This is a genomic window from Gimesia fumaroli, assembly GCF_007754425.1.
Taxonomy (GTDB): Bacteria; Planctomycetota; Planctomycetia; order Planctomycetales; family Planctomycetaceae; genus Gimesia; species Gimesia fumaroli.
The window spans coordinates 7,370,645-7,388,085 of sequence record NZ_CP037452.1; the positions used below are offsets into that span (position 1 = coordinate 7,370,645).

Annotated in this window: 14 protein-coding genes; 11 read left to right on the forward strand and 3 right to left on the reverse strand. The window is 51.3% G+C overall.

What is annotated here, in order from left to right; all coding sequences use genetic code 11:
• Positions 1-319: 319 nt before the first annotated feature.
• The 7 genes from Enr17x_RS27940 to Enr17x_RS27970 all read left to right on the forward strand — a co-directional run bounded on the left by Enr17x_RS27940 (position 320) and on the right by Enr17x_RS27970 (position 7,147).
• Positions 320-1,354, forward strand: coding sequence for a phosphatidylserine decarboxylase (locus tag Enr17x_RS27940; RefSeq protein WP_232100884.1), 1,035 nt, complete (start codon positions 320-322; stop codon positions 1,352-1,354).
• Between the two features lie 19 nt (positions 1,355-1,373).
• Positions 1,374-2,261, forward strand: coding sequence for a CDP-diacylglycerol--serine O-phosphatidyltransferase (pssA, locus tag Enr17x_RS27945; protein ID WP_232100885.1), 888 nt, complete (start codon positions 1,374-1,376; stop codon positions 2,259-2,261).
• Positions 2,262-2,314: 53 nt separating this feature from the next.
• Complete coding sequence (locus tag Enr17x_RS27950; protein ID WP_145313491.1) at positions 2,315-2,932, forward strand: riboflavin synthase; 618 nt, start codon at positions 2,315-2,317, stop codon at positions 2,930-2,932.
• Positions 2,919-3,839 (forward strand): 16S rRNA (adenine(1518)-N(6)/adenine(1519)-N(6))-dimethyltransferase RsmA, encoded by a 921-nt coding sequence (gene rsmA, locus Enr17x_RS27955; RefSeq protein WP_145313492.1) that lies wholly within the window; start codon positions 2,919-2,921, stop codon positions 3,837-3,839. Before Enr17x_RS27950 ends, rsmA begins: the two co-directional genes overlap by 14 nt.
• A gap of 114 nt (positions 3,840-3,953) precedes the next feature.
• The gene (guaB, locus tag Enr17x_RS27960; protein WP_145313494.1) at positions 3,954-5,435 is read left to right on the forward strand and encodes an IMP dehydrogenase; all 1,482 of its coding nucleotides are present in this window, start codon (positions 3,954-3,956) and stop codon (positions 5,433-5,435) included.
• A gap of 7 nt (positions 5,436-5,442) precedes the next feature.
• A complete protein-coding gene (locus Enr17x_RS27965; RefSeq protein WP_145313496.1) occupies positions 5,443-6,597 on the forward strand; it encodes a hypothetical protein in 1,155 nt (384 codons plus the stop codon).
• A 145-nt stretch (positions 6,598-6,742) separates the two neighbouring features.
• Complete coding sequence (locus Enr17x_RS27970; RefSeq protein WP_145313498.1) at positions 6,743-7,147, forward strand: hypothetical protein; 405 nt, start codon at positions 6,743-6,745, stop codon at positions 7,145-7,147.
• Positions 7,148-7,267: 120 nt separating this feature from the next.
• Here the strand turns inward: Enr17x_RS27970 and Enr17x_RS27975 are convergent, their stop codons facing one another.
• From Enr17x_RS27975 to Enr17x_RS27985, 3 genes are all read right to left on the reverse strand, one after another.
• On the reverse strand, positions 7,268-8,389 hold the full coding sequence (locus Enr17x_RS27975; RefSeq protein ID WP_145313500.1) for a glycosyltransferase family 4 protein: 1,122 nt from the start codon (positions 8,387-8,389) through the stop codon (positions 7,268-7,270).
• 2 nt (positions 8,390-8,391) lie between these two features.
• Positions 8,392-9,366, reverse strand: a complete 975-nt coding sequence (locus Enr17x_RS27980) for a sugar phosphate isomerase/epimerase family protein (protein ID WP_145313502.1) — start codon at positions 9,364-9,366, stop codon at positions 8,392-8,394.
• A 69-nt stretch (positions 9,367-9,435) separates the two neighbouring features.
• A complete protein-coding gene (locus Enr17x_RS27985) occupies positions 9,436-10,932 on the reverse strand; it encodes a hypothetical protein (protein ID WP_145313504.1) in 1,497 nt (498 codons plus the stop codon).
• Between the two features lie 351 nt (positions 10,933-11,283).
• Here Enr17x_RS27985 and Enr17x_RS27990 point away from each other — a divergent pair, with 351 nt between their 5' ends.
• From Enr17x_RS27990 to Enr17x_RS28005, 4 genes are all read left to right on the forward strand, one after another.
• Positions 11,284-12,291, forward strand: a complete 1,008-nt coding sequence (locus tag Enr17x_RS27990) for a CNNM domain-containing protein (RefSeq protein ID WP_198000839.1) — start codon at positions 11,284-11,286, stop codon at positions 12,289-12,291.
• A 216-nt stretch (positions 12,292-12,507) separates the two neighbouring features.
• The gene (metG, locus tag Enr17x_RS27995; RefSeq protein ID WP_145313508.1) at positions 12,508-14,553 is read left to right on the forward strand and encodes a methionine--tRNA ligase; all 2,046 of its coding nucleotides are present in this window, start codon (positions 12,508-12,510) and stop codon (positions 14,551-14,553) included.
• A gap of 528 nt (positions 14,554-15,081) precedes the next feature.
• Entirely contained in the window at positions 15,082-15,603 is a 522-nt protein-coding gene (locus Enr17x_RS28000) for a type II secretion system protein (RefSeq protein ID WP_145313510.1), read from the forward strand.
• A gap of 233 nt (positions 15,604-15,836) precedes the next feature.
• Entirely contained in the window at positions 15,837-17,342 is a 1,506-nt protein-coding gene (locus Enr17x_RS28005; RefSeq protein ID WP_145313512.1) for a sulfatase-like hydrolase/transferase, read from the forward strand.
• The last annotated feature ends 99 nt before the right edge of the window (positions 17,343-17,441 follow it).

The window sequence follows — 17,441 nt, forward strand, 5'->3', positions numbered from 1 at the left end:
CTGAAAAATCCGTCCGCCCGCAAAACTCCCAAAGTCTGACCAGGATTATAGATGCAGCTCAAAAGCGGAACGCGCGGAAACCCACATCCTGCCGTCATTTTCTGAGGACCACACAAAACAGAGACCTTGAACAGGTTGTTTCGATTCGAGGAAATGGCCCGCTGGAAAACCGATTAATACGAGCCTGGATCGATGCCCAATCTCGTCAGACTGACCTCAGCATGCTAAACTGGAACGTTCCAGATCAGTGCATAAAGGCGCTGTGCATCACAATCAGAATACTCCTTTCCAAATTATAACCAATTGAAATAATCTCCCGATGAGTTCAACTTCACCACAAACCAGCCAGCAAACGACAGGAAAATCGTACGCCCCTCTTGCTGTCGAGCCGATGGACCCCCAGCTGACAACCATTCAGCCAGGAGGCGGCATGATTATCAACCTGGAAATGTTCTGGGGGCGTTGGCGGCGGTTCTGGTTAAAAACGTTTCGACGTGGTTATGTCCAGAAAATGGAGAGCACGCGCAAAGGCGATTTTAACCCGTGCCCGCACGAGGTCCTCGATCCGCGTGATTTAAAGTATTACGAAAATCAGGGAGGCTACTACTGGGACGAACAAGATGATCCGTTTGCCTATCGCAACCGTCTGCCATTTGCTCGGGAAGGGTTGGCAGAACTGATTGTGCTCTCGACTCTGTTCTTCGGGGGCATGGCTCTATTAGCAGGACTGATTCTGGCAACCAAGATCTCCGGAGTCGCAGCGATCATTGGCTGGCTGCTGGTCTTCACGCTCTTTTTATTCGGACTGGAAATCGTCTGGTTCTTTCGCAATCCCAGGCGTATGATTCCTGAAGGTGCAGGCGTGATCGTCTCCCCCGCCGACGGGACATTCGATACGATCGACGAAATCGAACACCACGAATATATCGGCGGCCCTGCCATTGAAATTGGGATCTTTCTTTCCATCTTTAACGTACACATCAACCGCATGCCTGCTGCAGGCAAAATTATCAAACTCACTTATCGCCCCGGTAAATGCCTGAACGCACTTCGTCCCGAGTCGACACGGGAAAATGAGCGATTGGAAATCTACCTGCAAACTCCCGAACCCACATTAAGACCCATACTGGTGCAACAGATCACAGGTGCGATTGCCCGTCGGATCGTCTGTCGGTTGAAACCGGGAGATGAATTATCCAAAGGGGATCAGTTTGGTATGATCAAACTGGGTTCGCGAACTGTGATCGTGTTTCCAAAAGAAGAAGGGCTGGAAATTCTGGCAAAACCAGGCGATAAACTGAAAGCCGGTTCAAGCATCCTGGCGAAATATGCATCGTCAGATAAAGCTGACTGATTAACTGCTGAGGAAACTGATGAAAAAGAAGCGTAAACTGATCGCCGTGCTCCCGACGTTATTAACGTTAGGTAATGCCGCCTGCGGATTCGGCGCGATCACCTATGCCGCAAAAGTCGGTCCTGAATACCTCGGCCAGACTGCCAGCGGCGGGTTAACCCGGATGCTGGGAACCTCACCCGGCCTCTTCAATTCGTTCGAAAACCAGCACCTGTTTATTGCCGCAGTCTTGATTTTCGTAGCCATGCTGTTTGACGCACTCGACGGTAGCGCTGCCCGCTGGACCAATCAAACCAGTGAATTCGGCGCACAACTCGATAGTCTGTGCGATGCAATCAGCTTCGGCATTGCTCCCGCATTCCTGATGCTGCAGATGATTCAATTTCGAACCGAAGTTTACCATCCCCGGCTCCTCTGGGTCATCGCTCTGCTATTCGCCGTCTGCACCATACTCCGACTGGCCCGATTCAACGTGGAATCGGACGAGGATGACACGCATGAAGGCTTCAGCGGCCTCCCCTCACCGGCGGCAGCAGGCACGGTCGCATCCTTCCCGATCGCCATGCGTGGCCTGTATAAACTGGCGGACACCGAACCCGATTCCTTCACCCAGTCACTTGCACAATGGCTGATCCCGGCAGTAGAAATGGCACTCCCGCTGATCACACTGGCCGTGGCTGCCCTGATGGTTTCACGAATTCGATATGCCCATGTTTTTAACCAGTTGTTCACCGGCCAACGCAGCCGCCGCCATGTGATTCAACTGGTATTCTCGATGGCTCTGATCTTTCTGGTCCGAGAACTGGCGATTCCGGTTTTATTCTGCTATTTCGCATTTTCGTCTCCAATTCGGGCTTTTTGGGAAGAAGTTCTCGCCGGGCGACTATACAAATCAAAAGAAATTTGAGAAACTGAGCGGTTTAACCCCCTGATAATCGAACCCTGAAGGTGCTGTCGCCGATGTTTACGGGACTGGTCGAGGGCCGGGGTACCGTTCATCTTCTGGAACCGAACGGCTCTGCCATCGATTTAACGCTTGAGATTCCGGAACTCATAATCCATGAGGCCCACATCGGTGATAGTGTGGCCATCAATGGCTGCTGCCTGACGGTGATTGAAATTGATCGCCGTTTCCTGAAGTTTCAGGCTGGCGCAGAAACCCTGGCAAAAACCAATCTGGGACTGCTCTCCGTTGGTGATCTGGTCAACCTCGAACGGCCCCTGGCAGCCAACGGGCGACTGGGGGGGCACTTTGTTCAAGGTCACGTCGATGGTGTTGGTTCGATCAAATCCATCGACCGGGATGGGGAATGGATCACAATGTGGTTCGAAATCCCACGGGAACTTGCCCTGCAGATGGTGCCTAAAGGATCGGTCACCATTGATGGAATCAGTCTGACGATTGTGGAATGCCAGCAAACCGCTTTCAGTATCGCGCTCATACCGCATACGCTGGAAGTCACCACACTGGGGCAAAAGCAGGTTGGCAGCGTTGTGAATATCGAAACAGATATCCTCGGGAAGTACGTCCAAAAACTGATTCCCTTAACACTTGATGGTTTCAATGAAAGACGATGAAAGGCAGACTCGATCTTATTTAATGCAGCTCTTCGAGCGGCATGGCTTTAACCCGCGCTCTGATCTGGGCCAAAACTTTCTGATCGATCTGAATATCATCGAGTACGTCGTTCAACACGGCCATATTCAACCGCAGGACATCGTACTGGAGGTTGGTACGGGAACCGGCGGAATGACCACCTTCATGGCACAAAAAGCCCGGCACGTGGTTACGGTCGAATACGATCGCAACATGCACACACTGGCCAGTGAAGCCACTCAGCGCTATGACAATATCACACTGCTCAATTGCGATGCCTTAAAAAATAAAAATCGCATGTCGCCCACGGTAATCAATGCGATTGAAGAGCAACTGGCAGCCAATCCCGGCAGTCAACTCAAACTGGTTGCCAATCTGCCTTACAACGTCGCCACACCGATTATTTCCAATATCGTTGCTTCTGACCTCCCCTGGAATCGCATGGTGGTCACAATTCAATATGAACTCGGTTTGAAGATGTCTTGCAAACCATCGACTTCCAATTACGGCGCGCTGTCGGTCTGGTTGCAGTCACAATGCTTTGTCAAACTTCTGAAAAAACTGGGGCCGACTGTTTTCTGGCCACGACCCAAAGTCGATTCTGCCATCGTACAACTGACGCCGAACCCGCCGCTCAAAAAACAGATCAAAGATCGTGTCTTCTTTCAGGATTTTCTGAGACGGATTTTTCAGCATCGGCGAAAATTGATGCGGAGCACTCTGGTGGGTATGTATAGCAAGCAGCTTTCCAAGTCGGCCGTCGATGAGATTTTACTGACACACAACATCGATAAAGAAAAAATGCGGGCCGAAGAACTGACAGTGCCCGAAATGATTGCACTGGCCAATTCCTTTCAGGAACAGATCGCACAGCAAACAAGTATTTAATCATTTGACCAGAGCCCCGACCAAAGGGTCAGAAACTGGTTTTACAAAAAATATTTTCCTATAAAATCAAACCATTATAGAAAATACATTAAAGAGACGCGAAGGAGAGGAACAATGGAAGATCGAATTATCTGTCAGGGGATTACCTTCGATGACGTTTTGCTGCAACCTGCTTACAGTGAAGTGATGCCTTCCGAAGTCAGTGTAGCCACCCAACTCACGAAAAATATCCCTCTCAATGTTCCCATCATCAGCAGCCCCATGGACACCGTCACCGAAAGTGACATGGCCATTGGTATGGCCCAGGAAGGGGGCATCGGCGTCATTCACAAGAATATGACGCCGGAACAACAGTCAATGCAGGTCGACCTGGTAAAACGTAGCGAACACGGCGTGATTGTCGATCCGGTCACGCTCCCCCCCGAAGCCACAGTGGCAGAAGCTGCCGAAATCATGCAACGCAGAAATATTGGAGGGGTTCCCGTCACGAAAAATGGGAAACTTGCGGGAATTTTAACGAGCAGAGACTTACGATTTCTAGACTCCCCAGACACCTGTATTTCGGAAGTAATGACGAAAGACAAGCTTGTAACGGCTACGGAAGATACAACACTTGAAGAAGCGCAACGGATATTATTGGAAAATAAGGTCGAGAAACTTCTGCTGGTTGACGAAAATTATCAACTGAAGGGGCTCATTACGATTAAAGACATCGACAAGACGATGCAGTTCCCGCTGGCCTCAAAAGATTCACGAGGACGGCTGCGTGTGGGAGCTGCGGTGGGTGTACATGATTACGAACGAGCCGCTTTACTGATTGAGAAGGGCGTTGATCTCCTGGTTGTTGATAGTGCACATGGCCATTCCGGCAATGTTGTACAGACCGTGAGAGAAATTAAAAGCCGATGGGACATCGATGTGGTTGCCGGTAATGTGGCGACAGAACAGGGTGCCCGTGACCTGGCAGATGCAGGTGCAGATGCCGTCAAAGTCGGAATTGGTCCCGGATCAATCTGTACGACGCGAATTATCTCAGGTGTCGGTGTACCGCAATTAACGGCCATTTCTAATGCAGCGAAAGCATTGAAAGGGACTGGAATTCCGGTCATTGCTGATGGGGGAATTCGTTACAGTGGCGATATCGCCAAAGCACTGGCAGCCGGTGCTCATACGGTGATGTTAGGGGGTTTGCTCGCCGGTCTGGACGAAAGTCCGGGTGAGTTGATTTTGTATCAGGGTCGTAGCTTTAAGCGCTACCGTGGTATGGGATCGATGGGAGCAATGGTTAAAGGTAGTAGCGAACGCTACCGCCAAAGTTCAATCAGTCAAGATGGAAAGGACACTGCTAAAAAACTGGTACCTGAAGGAGTGGAAGGACGCGTGCCTTATAAAGGGCCACTGCAGAATTTACTCTATCAACTCGTAGGTGGACTACGGGCAGGCATGGGTTATTTAGGCGTCCAATCTATCGCGGAAATGCGAACAGAGGCCCGGTTTATTCAGGTTTCTGCAGCAACGGTTAGGGAGAACCATCCGCATGATATTTCAGTTACTCAGGAAGCACCAAATTACACAGCCGAACATTCCATGGAATAGTCGTCGATTGCGATGGCTGTTGGCCGTCGCACTCACGCTGGGATCGAGCCCTTTCTCTGTCGCGGGTGAACCTGCTTCAACAGACCCGTTTCTTTCGCAGTCTTCCGGGGCTGCACAAACCTGGGAAGAACTGAAAAGCCGTTCCCCGGAACAACGCTGGGAGTCTCTCTCGCGCGAAAGTAAACGTGAACTGAAAAAACAGGAACGGAAAGAGCGTCGGGAACAACGCAAGTCGAATAAAAATTCCGACGCAGTCGAACTCGTCCCCGAGTTCCGTAAGATTCCGGATCATTTTTCCACGCCGACCGCGCCAACAAATCCCGGAAACTCACAACCGGTTCCGGCTCCCAATACAAATGTACCAGCAACCACTCTGGAACCAATTGCAGAACCGTTCAAAACAATCGGTCTGGAAGAGAAACCAGCGGGAACCTCAAGTTCCACGACCAATCTCGAATTCAATACCACCACTCCGGCAAACGCCAGCGGCAGCACGAATCCGATTGTTCCCTTATACCCGAATGGAAATCCAAGCGGGTCCCGTTTCGTCAATTCACAAAAAACCTTTGAAAAGGATGCCGCCTCTCCCGGATATGACGATAGCAAATATGCGGGAGAAGATCTCGAAGACGAAACGCCGCACCTGTTGAAACGAATTGCCGGAATCAGCCCCTTCTTTGATTACGAACCTGATCCGGACATTGCCAAAAATGAACCATGCCGAAACCTGTGTCCCCGACCAGATGGCAAACCATGTAAGCTTTCTGATGCAGAAGGCGGAATGGTCATGGAATGCCCGAAAGAATTTCAGTTGAGTCGCGAACCCTATGTCGGTCGTAACTTCACCGAAAGTATCTATACCTGGGAAGCCTCCAATATCAATTACAATCCGCTCTATTTTGAAGACACGAACCTGGAGCGATACGGAAACTCGCGGCGAGACCTGGTACAACCTTTTGTCTCAATCGGACGCTTCACTGGCCAGTTACTTGCACTTCCTTATCAGATGAGCATCGATCCTGTGAAAAAACGGGTTTACCCTCTGGGCTACTACCGTCCAGGCGAATACACGCCTAAACGGATCAACGGAATTCCCTGGAATACAAAAGCGGCAGTTACCGAAGGACTTACAGCAACCGGCTTGATCTTCCTGCTGCCTTAAGCCAGTTCAAAACCATCTACGGTGGTTGCTCAGGCGATCGAAATTCGATATTCTCTAAACAGACTTTGCTCTACACGTGCAAAGTCTGTTTTTGTATTTGAATTCAAACTGAGATCCAGTGTTTAAGAGAGTCAACAACCCAGCCATGTCGATCGACCCCCGTCAAAACGTATCATCTGCCTCACGTGAACTAGCCAACGATATTATCCAACGCGTTGCCAAACTGGTTAGCGAAGCAGAGGCGGAAACAAAACCGCTGGAACTGGATCCTTATCGCGGTCAACTGTTCGAGTTGTTTGTCATGGCAGATGCGGCCGGCTTTGTTTCCGCCGACGCCGAAATTGATCTCACTGCCGACAACCTTTGTCGTGAACTGGCAAAACACTGGGATCTGGCCTCGGCGACTCAGGATGCGGTTGAGTCTCAGGCAAAGCTTCCACCGGAACAGTTAAGTAAGATGCGTATCCTCTGGTCCGTATTGCGGCTCTGGATGGAATGGGATTATGCCTGGAAACGTTGGGAAGAATTTCATCCCAGTGGAACCGCCTGACCCGCTAAGTTCACTGGCAGACTTCGTTCCAAAAATCGGTTAGCCCCGATTTGTTTTGTCAAAAGTTCCACGACCTTCCATTCACCGTTGGGCAAGCCAACGGTGCCACCCGCTGGAAGCTTATAGCAAAACATCGTTCCAGAAAACAGACAGTCGTTCGCTGGCCTGTTCCTGCGTGAAGCATTCCAGCGCCCGCGCTCGTGCTGCAGTCGCGAGGTTACGACTGAACCCGGAATCCTTCAAAGCACGTCCGATCGCTGTTGCCAGTGCGCCGGAATCTCCCGGGGGAACCAGCAAAGCCGATTTTTCGTGTGTCACGATTTCTGCAGTCCCGCCGACATCCGTGGCCACGATTGGCAAACCGCTGGCAATCGCTTCCAGCAGCACCCGCCCCAACGGTTCCTGTTTCGCAGGATGAACCAGCAGATCGGCTTCATTCATCAGCCATGCGATGTCTTCCCGGTAGCCCAACCGATGCAGGCGGCCCTTCAATCTCGGTTGCTCAAACGCACTCGTGATCGCCCGGTCATAGTCAATACTTTCCTGCTTCTGCGAGTGCCGCTCTCCGACAAGTACAAAATGTGTGCTCTGATCTCCTTCTGCCGCCAGCAGCGCCGCTGCTTCCGCCAGGATATCCTGTCCTTTGCGCAGTCCGAGTTGGCCGATGGTTAAACAGAGCCTGGCATCGTTGGAAAGCCCCAGTTCCTGTTTCAAAGCGCCTGTTGCCGGTCGTGGCTGAAAGCTTTCGACATCCACGCCGTTATAGCAGAAGGTCACTCGCTCTGCCGCCAGTCCCTGCGCGATATGAAATGTACGGGTGGCCTCGGAAACGGCAACCAAACGCTGGTTCTGGTTCAAATCCCGGATCGTAGTTTTGCTGAGTTTCATGATATCCCGCAAGTGCCCCGAGCAGGGAACCGGCCAACGCGGCGCCAGTGCGCCGGTCAAACGTGACATCGATAGACTGTTTGCATGCAGTAAATCAAAGCCGCCCACCTGCAATGTAGGAAGCAACTGCGCTGCCACGTCTTCGCGCGACAAACGCTGCCCGGCTCTGTCGAGAAAGGAGACCGGGTGGCATTCGATGTTCTGTTCTGACAACTGGGCTGCCAACAGGCTCTCAGCCGGGCAGAAGGCAGTAAATTCAAACGATTGCCCGTGCAGCCGCGCGAGCACAGAGAGCATCGAATGCTCGCCCCCATTCAACGAGCCGAACTCAAACAAGAGGGCAATGCGTTTCACGTTCAGTCAGCTTCAGCGGGTTGATCGAGTTTCGCTTTCAGCACCGCTTCTCTGGTTTTTCGCAAACCGGTTTGCGCCACAACCAGCGGATCCTGCTGCCAGTAGTCCCGGTTGAATAATTCCAGCGACAGCACTCCTCGGAAACCGGCCCGGTGAATCATACGGAAAATTTCCGACAGCGGCGCCACGCCATCGCCGGGATAAACACGATGCGAATCGTTAATCGTTTCGCGCGGCGGATCGGCGGGATAGTCATTCACATGGAAGACCTGAATCGCAGAACCGCTCAACAAACCGAGCCCTTCAAAATCAGAGCCCCCTTTATAAATGTGATACACGTCCGGCAGCAGACAAGCCTGGGGGTGACCACTTTCGATGGCAACAAACATCGATTCTCCCAGTCGGGAAAGCGATTTGGAAAAGCCCCAGACTTCAACCTGCGGGGTCACTCCCATCTGATCGCCCAGCTCCAGCAAAGCCCGATAGCGTTTGGCTGCTTCGAACAGATTCAAATCGGTCTGATTGGTGGCTCCCGTCGGAGGGGCCGCAATCCGAATGCCGCCGATCTGGCGTAGCGTATCCATATCACGCCTGGCCTGTTCCAGTCCTTCTTTGCGTTTCGCGTCGTCATCGACAATCCATTGCGCGAAACCGATGGCACTCTCGACGGTGAGACCGGCATCCTGAAGGCGTTTTTTGAGATCAGCCAGTGAACCACCGCCTTTGACGTAATCGTCGATGTCACGCATCCAGGGTTCGATTGAATCGTAGCCGGCTTTTGACGTCAGATCGATTTGCTCGACGATTCCCAGTTTCTGGCCGCGAATCGTGCTGGTATTGAAACAGTAGCCAAAAGGCTCAGCAGCAGTGCGTGTTGAGGAGGGAGCAGCGCTGGCCGAAGGAGATGCGGTAAAGCCGGCCGCCAGGGCACCGCCTGTTGCAGCCAGCATTTCGCGCCGGTTAAGATTCGTTTGCATGAAGATGATTCCGGTGGGATGAAGTATGGGTTTGTTACCCTTCTAAGCTACCGCAACCACAGACCATTTTCAACCTGTTCCCATTCCCCGATCAAAGGCTTCCAGATCCCGCTGAAACAGGCTCAGTACCTTATGCAGTGTTTCCCGGTTGATTTTCCAGCTCGGATTGTCAACCGTATAGCGATTGCAATGATCGACTATCAAACGGTAAAGAAACTTAAACAAATGCCGTGGCACTCGTAACTGAGCGAACTGTGAAATCAATTCCTGTTCAGAAATCTCATCATCGAACAGATCCTTGATCGAGTGGCCGGAGCCATGATCTTTGGAACACGCACGCACGCGATCACAGGCGACGTCGTACAGAGACTCACCCGTCCAGTCCAGCGAGGTGACCAGATTCTGCTTATCCAGCCGCGAACGTTCGTAGAATTCCTTCTCTTCCCGCTGCAGATAATAGACCACATCGGAAGGCAGCAGCAGTTTGAACGCCACGCCCGGATGCTTTAATAATTTGTTATCGAACATCGGCCACAGCAGATCACGCATGCGCTCGGCAGAGCCGTTAACCAGATGCGGTTCATCCACGCGGTCTACCAGAATCACAATGTTCGTGAATCCCAGCTTCTTGAGGATCGTCTGGAATTTCGTCAGCAGCTCATAACGGTCATCACTGCGATCCCGACAGGGAATTGGCTGGCCTGCAAGTTCGCGACGTTCGATCCGCATCAGAATTTTTCTGAGCGCATTCGGCAGATGATCAAACACGCGCACTTCGCGGGTGACCCGCCACGCTTTCCACATCAGCGTTGTTTGCCGCCATAACCAGGGCGCCCAACCAGCAAACATGATCAGCCAGATCCACCACTGACGAAAATCTTTCCAGTCTCCCAGATAAAACACTAAACCGACGGTGACCATGGTCACCAAGAATCCCAGACCGCGTTCCCACTCGGTTTTCCAGTAGCCAAACTTCAATTTCTTGCGCAGTCGATTCCAGCGCAGGACCGCCGGCATATCGAGACTGTGATCATAAAACGCCGCCAGTAATAACAGATCTCGCCTTTCCAGATGAGACAGGTTCGCAACTTGTGATTTGGAAACCGATCGAAAATTATTCTCTTCCGAATTATCTGGCTCGATGATCTGACCGATCAGTTGAGTCACTCCCAGCGAAAGAATAGCGTCCATGTGATCCCAGAGCCGCCAATAGGAAAGCAGTCGCTCGGGACGCCGTTTGCGGCCCGAATACCGCTCGCGAAAACAGTCGAGAAAGGGATTGAAATTATCGTATTCAATGACGAACACGCGACTCTCGGGATGATTCGCGTTATGTTTTTGTAATTGTTCGTTCATCTGCATCCGGATTGCCGTTTTGCCGGCTCCCTTCTCGCCAAATACAACCGACGTTGAAGGATTGGCGGGATTGGAAAATATTTTATCCCACACCGGATGATGTGTCCCGTTCAGGCAGAATTCCTTGAAAACGTGATCACTCTGGGCGTCTTCCTGCCCAAATGGATTTTCGGTAATCCCGTGATGATCTAAAAACTGTTGTACTTTCATAATATCTTACTTATATGAAAAGAACTCGGTTAAACTCTTATTTTGAAGCGACTTAGACTGGTTATTCATATCACGCACCAGTCTGAAAATAGCACTGGCAGCATGCACAGATCAGAAATTGTCAAAATGAGAAATCTGGGTAACCAGACTGCCCTTAAAACATAGGTCATAGATCAGGAAAATGGTAGCCCTCAGATTAAGAGTGCCTGAAAATAGTGACTGATTTTCCTCTTGGAAATCGAGACACCACTTGCAAGTTCCTGCCTGTTTCAAGAGAATCCATCACCGATTGATGACGTATCCGCCGGGAAAGCGTCCTGTTTGTTTCTGCGAGAAAGGTTGAACTCAACGTTGAACTGGCTCCCCCTTATTGGTGCAGTGGCTCTGTTTGCTATTGGCCTGCGCCTCTCGGCCCTTTTCAGTGGTTCCGAAACAGGCTTCTACCGCGTCAGTTTTTTACGATTGAATATCGACGCGAATCATGGTGACCAGGTTGCCAAACGGCTTTGCTGGTTTGCACAGAATCCCAGCTATTTTGTCGCCACCACACTCATCGGAAACAACCTGGCGAATGACCTGACTACGATTGCCATTTCGATTGGCGTCGCCGAGTTGTTTCATCAGTCGGGTGGTTCTGCGGAAATCATCACGACGATCTTATTCACTCCGATCATTTTTATTTTCGGCGAACTCGTTCCCAAAAATCTCTATTATCGGGCGCCATCAATGCTACTGAAACGTTACTGTTTCTGGTTTGATCTGTTTTACCGTGCTTTCTGGATCATCAGCGTCCCCCTGGTCTCGATCACACGCTTGCTGGAACGTTTCTCTCCCGATCGTTCCAAACCCGCGCAGTTGGTGCTGGGACGCCAGAGACTGGCCAAAGTCCTGGAAGAAGGCCACCTTGAAGGACTGCTCAGCAATTCACAAAAACAACTCGTACGCGGAATGTTCAGCACGGCTGCGCAGTCCGTCCTCAAAGTCATGATTCCCAAAGACAGAATCACGGGCGTCACGCGCACGACGGAAGCCGCTGAAATCATCGAGTTGGCGAAGCAGAACCAGCTGTCTTTTATCCCGATTCGCAACCGGGAGAATCAGAGTGAATGGACGGCCTATATCAAACTGGTCGATCTGATTACCTCTCCTTCCCCCATCATCCCGGCTGTCTATAATATGCCGCAACTGCAAACTGATTTCAGTATGCTTGAATCACTCTACCTGTTGAGAAACTCCTCGTCCGCTTATGGAGCCGTCTATCAGAATGGCACACAGGTCGGCATTGTCAGCCAGCTGGATCTGGTGAACGCCCTTTGCGCTTCACAAGCCCCGTTGATGCTCAACCCTCGCACGATTTAACCTCATCTTTGCCCGATTTTCGGCTGGATTGCGGGATCAGACCGACCGACGTACAATCAACGCCCTGAAGAAGCTTGAGATTCTCACAGACACCGAAATCGTATGCCGCGTGCCTCAAAAAAGGCCTTTCTTCTGAACCCCTCTGCGTTTCCAGTGTCTGTTTTCAATAACGTTAGTATAGTCGTCTAAGTCAATTTTTGTTGAGCCGGAATTATCATGACCCAACGTCGCATTTTAGTCACCGCAGCTTTGCCTTATGCCAACGGTGATATTCATATTGGCCATCTCGTGGAATACATCCAGACCGATATCTGGGTGCGGTTCCAGAAACTGCGCGGACACAATTGCCGTTTCTTCTGTGCCGACGATACGCATGGCACCGCGATTATGATCCGTGCCAAACAGGAAGGCCGCTCTGAAGAAGCTTTGATCGCGGATGTGCGTGAAAAACATATTGCCGACTTCACTGGCTTTAATATCGAATTCGATAATTACGGCAGCACCAACAGCGATCAGAACCGTAAAATCTGCCACGAGATCTGGGCGGCACTCCGCGAAGCGGGTCTGGTACATGAAAAAGAAGTGACCCAATTATTCGACGTGCAGGAAAACACATTCCTCGCCGATCGCTTTGTCAAAGGGACCTGCCCGAAATGTAAAGCCACCGATCAATACGGCGATAACTGCGACAAATGCGGCAGCACTTACACACCCGCCGACCTGATTGATCCGGTCAGCACGCTCTCTAATTCCACGCCGGAAATTCGTACCGCCGATCATCTGTTTGTGCGCATCGAAGACCTGCATGAATTTCTGGATGAATGGACGCAGTCGGGCAAACATCTGCAATCGGAAGTCGCCAATTACCTCAAGGGGCACTTCCTGGGAGACCCGCTCCGCGACTGGGATATCTCGCGTCCCGCCCCCTACTTCGGTTTTGAAATTCCCGACAGTCCCGGCAATTACTGGTATGTCTGGTTCGACGCACCGATCGGGTATATCGCATCGACACTCGAATGGTGTGAAAAGAACGGCGAAGACTTCGATCAGTGGTGGAAGAATGCAGATACCGAAGTCCATCACTTCATCGGCAAAGACATCACCTACTTCCACACACTATTCTGGCCTGCGATGCTCAAAACGGCCGGCTTTAATCTGCCCGAGAAGGTCCACATTCACGGCTTCCTGACGGTGGATGGTGAAAAGATGGCCAAAACCAAAGGGACCTTCGTCAAAGCAGCGACGTACCTGAATCACCTTGATCCCGCTTGCCTGCGATACTACTACGCGTCCAAACTGGGACCGAGACTGGATGACCTCGATCTGAATCTGGATGAGTTCATTCAGAAAGTGAATTCGGATCTGGTCGGCAAAGTGGTCAACCTGGCCAGCCGCTCTGCTAAGTTTGTGGCCAAGACCGGTCTTTCCGATTCGTATCCCGAGGACGGAGGCCTGTTCGAATACGCGGCCAGCCGCAGTGAAACCATTGCCGCCGCTTACGAGAACTGTGATTATAATGGCGCCATGAGAGAAATTCTCGCGCTGGCCGACCGTGCCAATAAATATGTCGAAGATCAGAAACCGTGGGAACTGCGGAAAGACGAAAGCCGTCAGCAGGACCTGCAGGATATCTGCACGATCTCACTGAATCTGTTTCGGCAGATTGTGATTTACTTAACTCCCGTCCTTCCCAAGTTGTCCGAACAGACGGGCGATCTGTTGAATGATCCCATTACAAACTGGGATCAGGTGCAAAGCCCATTGACTGGCACAGCCGTCAATAAATTCCAACATTTATTTAAACGTATCGAAGAGAAACAGGTACAAGCCATGACCGATGAAGCAAAAGAAGACGTCGCAGCAGCCGAGAGTGAAGCAGCAGCCTCCCAATGGAACGACAGCAGCGATGCCCTCGAACAGGAGCCGATGTCGGACGAATGCACGATCGACGATTTTGTCAAAGTCGACCTGCGTGTCGCCCGGATTGTCGAAGCGAATTCCGTTCCCGAAGCCAACAAGCTGCTGCAACTGACGCTCAGTCTGGGGGGCGATGAACGTCGCAACGTGTTCGCCGGTATTAAAAGTGCCTACAACCCGGAAGAGCTGGTCGGCCGCTTGGTCATCTGCTGTGCGAACCTCAAGCCACGCAAAATGCGCTTCGGCACCAGCGAAGGTATGGTTCTCGCTTCAGGACCGGGTGGAAAGGACGTCTTTCTGCTCTCACCCGATGAGGGTGCCGTACCCGGTCAACGTGTGCATTAAAGACGTGTCTGAAGTCAGATCATATTGCAAGCCATCAGGGTTTTCTCTGGTGGCTTGCGGCATTAGAGGTATGTTCGACGACAAGCGAGCTCTGCCTAACCCGCCCCACCAGCACAGGCCGCAAACCTTCACTGACCCCGATCCCCTTAACAACAAACGCAGCCCGATCCACCTCAAATAAGGGATTTCACTTAATTTCTTCAAAGCTCCTCAAGCGTAATCACTCCAATCATCCTATTCATTACAGAACAGCGCCTGAACTCTGAATTCTACTAAAATTAAATTGACTCCCCTTTTAAAAAACATAGATTTTCGATGGCCAGTCAGTCGGCATCCCTTCTGATACAGGCTAATGCAATCTGGAACTTGAGCAGTGATTTAAAATAACCAACATCACATGTTTTTATCCAGAAGCGCTTCGAGTTCTCATGCTTTCCCGAGGGGAAGAATAACGGGGGAACTTCTGGCATCACTTTCAAACAACAATAATGTGATAGGCACATTTGTAAAAAAACTCGGAGAAGGGCAATGATTAAAACAACACAACAAAGAGGAAGACGTGCGGGTTTCACACTCGTCGAAGTCCTGATTGTAGTCGTGATTCTGGGGATTCTGGCTGCAACAGTATTACCACAATTTACATCCACCAATGACGACGCCAAAGAGTCTGTGCTCGTACAAGACCTGCAGACACTGCGTAGTCAGATTCAACTGTATAAGTTCCAGCACAACGGAAAATACCCTGCCGACGGTTCAACGAAAACCGACGATTTCCGTGATGCGTTGTTGCTTTCCAGCGACAAAGATGGCACAACTGGTGCCGTGGGAACAAAAGCATTTGGTCCTTACCTGATTGGTAACATTCCTCCAAACCCTTACACGGGTGGTCGTGGAATTATGATCGTCGCTGATGTACCAGGTACAGATGCCGACGAAACTGCCAAAGATGGTGATGAAATTGTCGGCTGGATTTACAATCCTGCAACCGGCGAAATCAAAGGAAATAATGAAGGTACTGCCGCTGATGGCACAGACCTGGACAGCTTCTAGAGAGCAGAAACGCCCGCTCTGAAATAACTGCGGACGGTTCTCAATAAAAAGAGTGAACTGAAAAGCCCCCTGATACGAACCTTCGTATCAGGGGTTCTTTTTTTGAACTGTGAAATAGAGTTGCTTTTCCGCGCCATTTGCTTTTAAGTATAATAGAAGCACCTGACAAACAGATCCTGCAGTATCACGCTCAGTCAGCGAGACTGACTGTGGATCCAGAAAGGCAATTTGATATGCAATTCATTAAGACCCCCGCCGCGTTCGTTCTGACTCTGTTATTCACGACTGCCTTGTGCTCTGCAGAAAAGACAGATCAGAAACCGTCTCCAGAACGCCCCAACATCCTGGTAGTCCTCTGCGATGATCTGGGTTATGGCGATCTTGCCTGTTATGGTCACCCGATTATCAAAAGCCCTCAAATCGACCGCTTTGCACAAGAAGGGCTGAAGCTGACCAGCTGTTATGCCGCCCATCCGAACTGTTCGCCTTCGCGCACTGGCCTGATGACGGGCCGCACTCCGTTCCGCGTCGGCGTCTTCAACTGGATTCCCATGCATTCCCCAATGCACGTTCGCAAACGGGAAATCACCATCGCGACATTATTGCGACAAGCCGGCTATTCCACCTGTCACGCCGGCAAATGGCATCTCAACGGCAAGTTTAATATGGTCGGTCAACCTCAACCTTCCGATCACGGATTTGACCACTGGTTTTCCACTCAGAACAATGCCCTGCCGACTCACGAAAACCCGTTCAATTTTGTCAGAAACGGAAAACCCGTTGGTCCGCAGGAAGGCTACGCGGCCCAACTTGTCGCTGATGAAGCCGAAAACTGGCTCGCCAATCTGCGTGATAAAGAAAAACCGTTCTTCATGTTTGTCTGTTTTCACGAACCACACGAACCGATCGCCAGTGCAGAACGATTCCGCAAACGATATACCGCGCCCGAAGGCTCCACCCTGCCCGCACATCACGGCAATGTGACTCAGATGGATGACGCGTTTGGCCGCATCCTGAAAACACTCGAAGAGCAAAAACTTCGTAACAACACTCTGATCATCTTCACCAGCGATAACGGCCCGGCGATTACCAGACGCCATCCACACGGTTCGTCCGGCCCGCTCCGCAACAAAAAAGGGGCCACCTATGAAGGCGGCATTCGTGTCCCCGGAATTGTGCAGTGGCCTGAGCATGTCAAACCGGGCACTACCAGCGATGTCCCCGTCTCGGGCGTTGATATCCTGCCGACGCTGTGTGCAGCCGCAAACATTCCCGTTCCCACAGACCGCGTCCTGGATGGCACGAACATTCTACCGCTCCTGAAAGGGGAGCCGCTCAAACGCACAAAACCCCTGTACTGGCAATTCAATCGGGCACGCAACGAACCCAAAGTCGCTATCCGCGATGGAGAATGGAAATTGCTGGCACGCCTTGATATCCCTTCTCCCAAGCCTTCAGGCAGCATTACCGCACAGGAACTCATCGATCTGAAACGAGCCAAACTCACCGGCTTTGAACTATATCACATTCAGAATGATATCGCCGAAACCACCGATCGCTCGGAGAGTGAACGAGAGATCTTCGAAAAAATGAAACAACAGATGCAGGACATTTACGAAGAAGTCCAAGCGGAAGCACCGCTCTGGCCTGCCTGGGAACGGTCCAACTACGAGGGGAAAATCATCTCCGAATATTACCGCATGCAGGCGGCCCAAAAGAGACAGAAACAACAACCGTGAAGCCGCGTGTCGGTTTTAGAACAGACGAACCAACCCCAGCGTAGGGGCTGACCCATGTGTCAGCCCGCAGGGTTCGCATTGAAGACATCGCCCGCATGC

What these genes read in the sequence shown, in the direction of transcription:
- Enr17x_RS27940 (WP_232100884.1), top strand. Translation starts at nt 320, where the DNA reads ATGAGTTCAACTTCACCACAAACCAGCCAGCAAACGACAGGAAAATCG.
- pssA (WP_232100885.1), top strand. Translation starts at nt 1,374, where the DNA reads ATGAAAAAGAAGCGTAAACTGATCGCCGTGCTCCCGACGTTATTAACG.
- Enr17x_RS27950 (WP_145313491.1), top strand. Translation starts at nt 2,315, where the DNA reads ATGTTTACGGGACTGGTCGAGGGCCGGGGTACCGTTCATCTTCTGGAA.
- rsmA (WP_145313492.1), top strand. Translation starts at nt 2,919, where the DNA reads ATGAAAGACGATGAAAGGCAGACTCGATCTTATTTAATGCAGCTCTTC.
- guaB (WP_145313494.1), top strand. Translation starts at nt 3,954, where the DNA reads ATGGAAGATCGAATTATCTGTCAGGGGATTACCTTCGATGACGTTTTG.
- Enr17x_RS27970 (WP_145313498.1), top strand. Translation starts at nt 6,743, where the DNA reads ATGTCGATCGACCCCCGTCAAAACGTATCATCTGCCTCACGTGAACTA.
- Enr17x_RS27980 (WP_145313502.1), bottom strand. Translation starts at nt 9,366, where the DNA reads ATGCAAACGAATCTTAACCGGCGCGAAATGCTGGCTGCAACAGGCGGT.
- Enr17x_RS27985 (WP_145313504.1), bottom strand. Translation starts at nt 10,932, where the DNA reads ATGAAAGTACAACAGTTTTTAGATCATCACGGGATTACCGAAAATCCA.
- metG (WP_145313508.1), top strand. Translation starts at nt 12,508, where the DNA reads ATGACCCAACGTCGCATTTTAGTCACCGCAGCTTTGCCTTATGCCAAC.
- Enr17x_RS28000 (WP_145313510.1), top strand. Translation starts at nt 15,082, where the DNA reads ATGATTAAAACAACACAACAAAGAGGAAGACGTGCGGGTTTCACACTC.
- Enr17x_RS28005 (WP_145313512.1), top strand. Translation starts at nt 15,837, where the DNA reads ATGCAATTCATTAAGACCCCCGCCGCGTTCGTTCTGACTCTGTTATTC.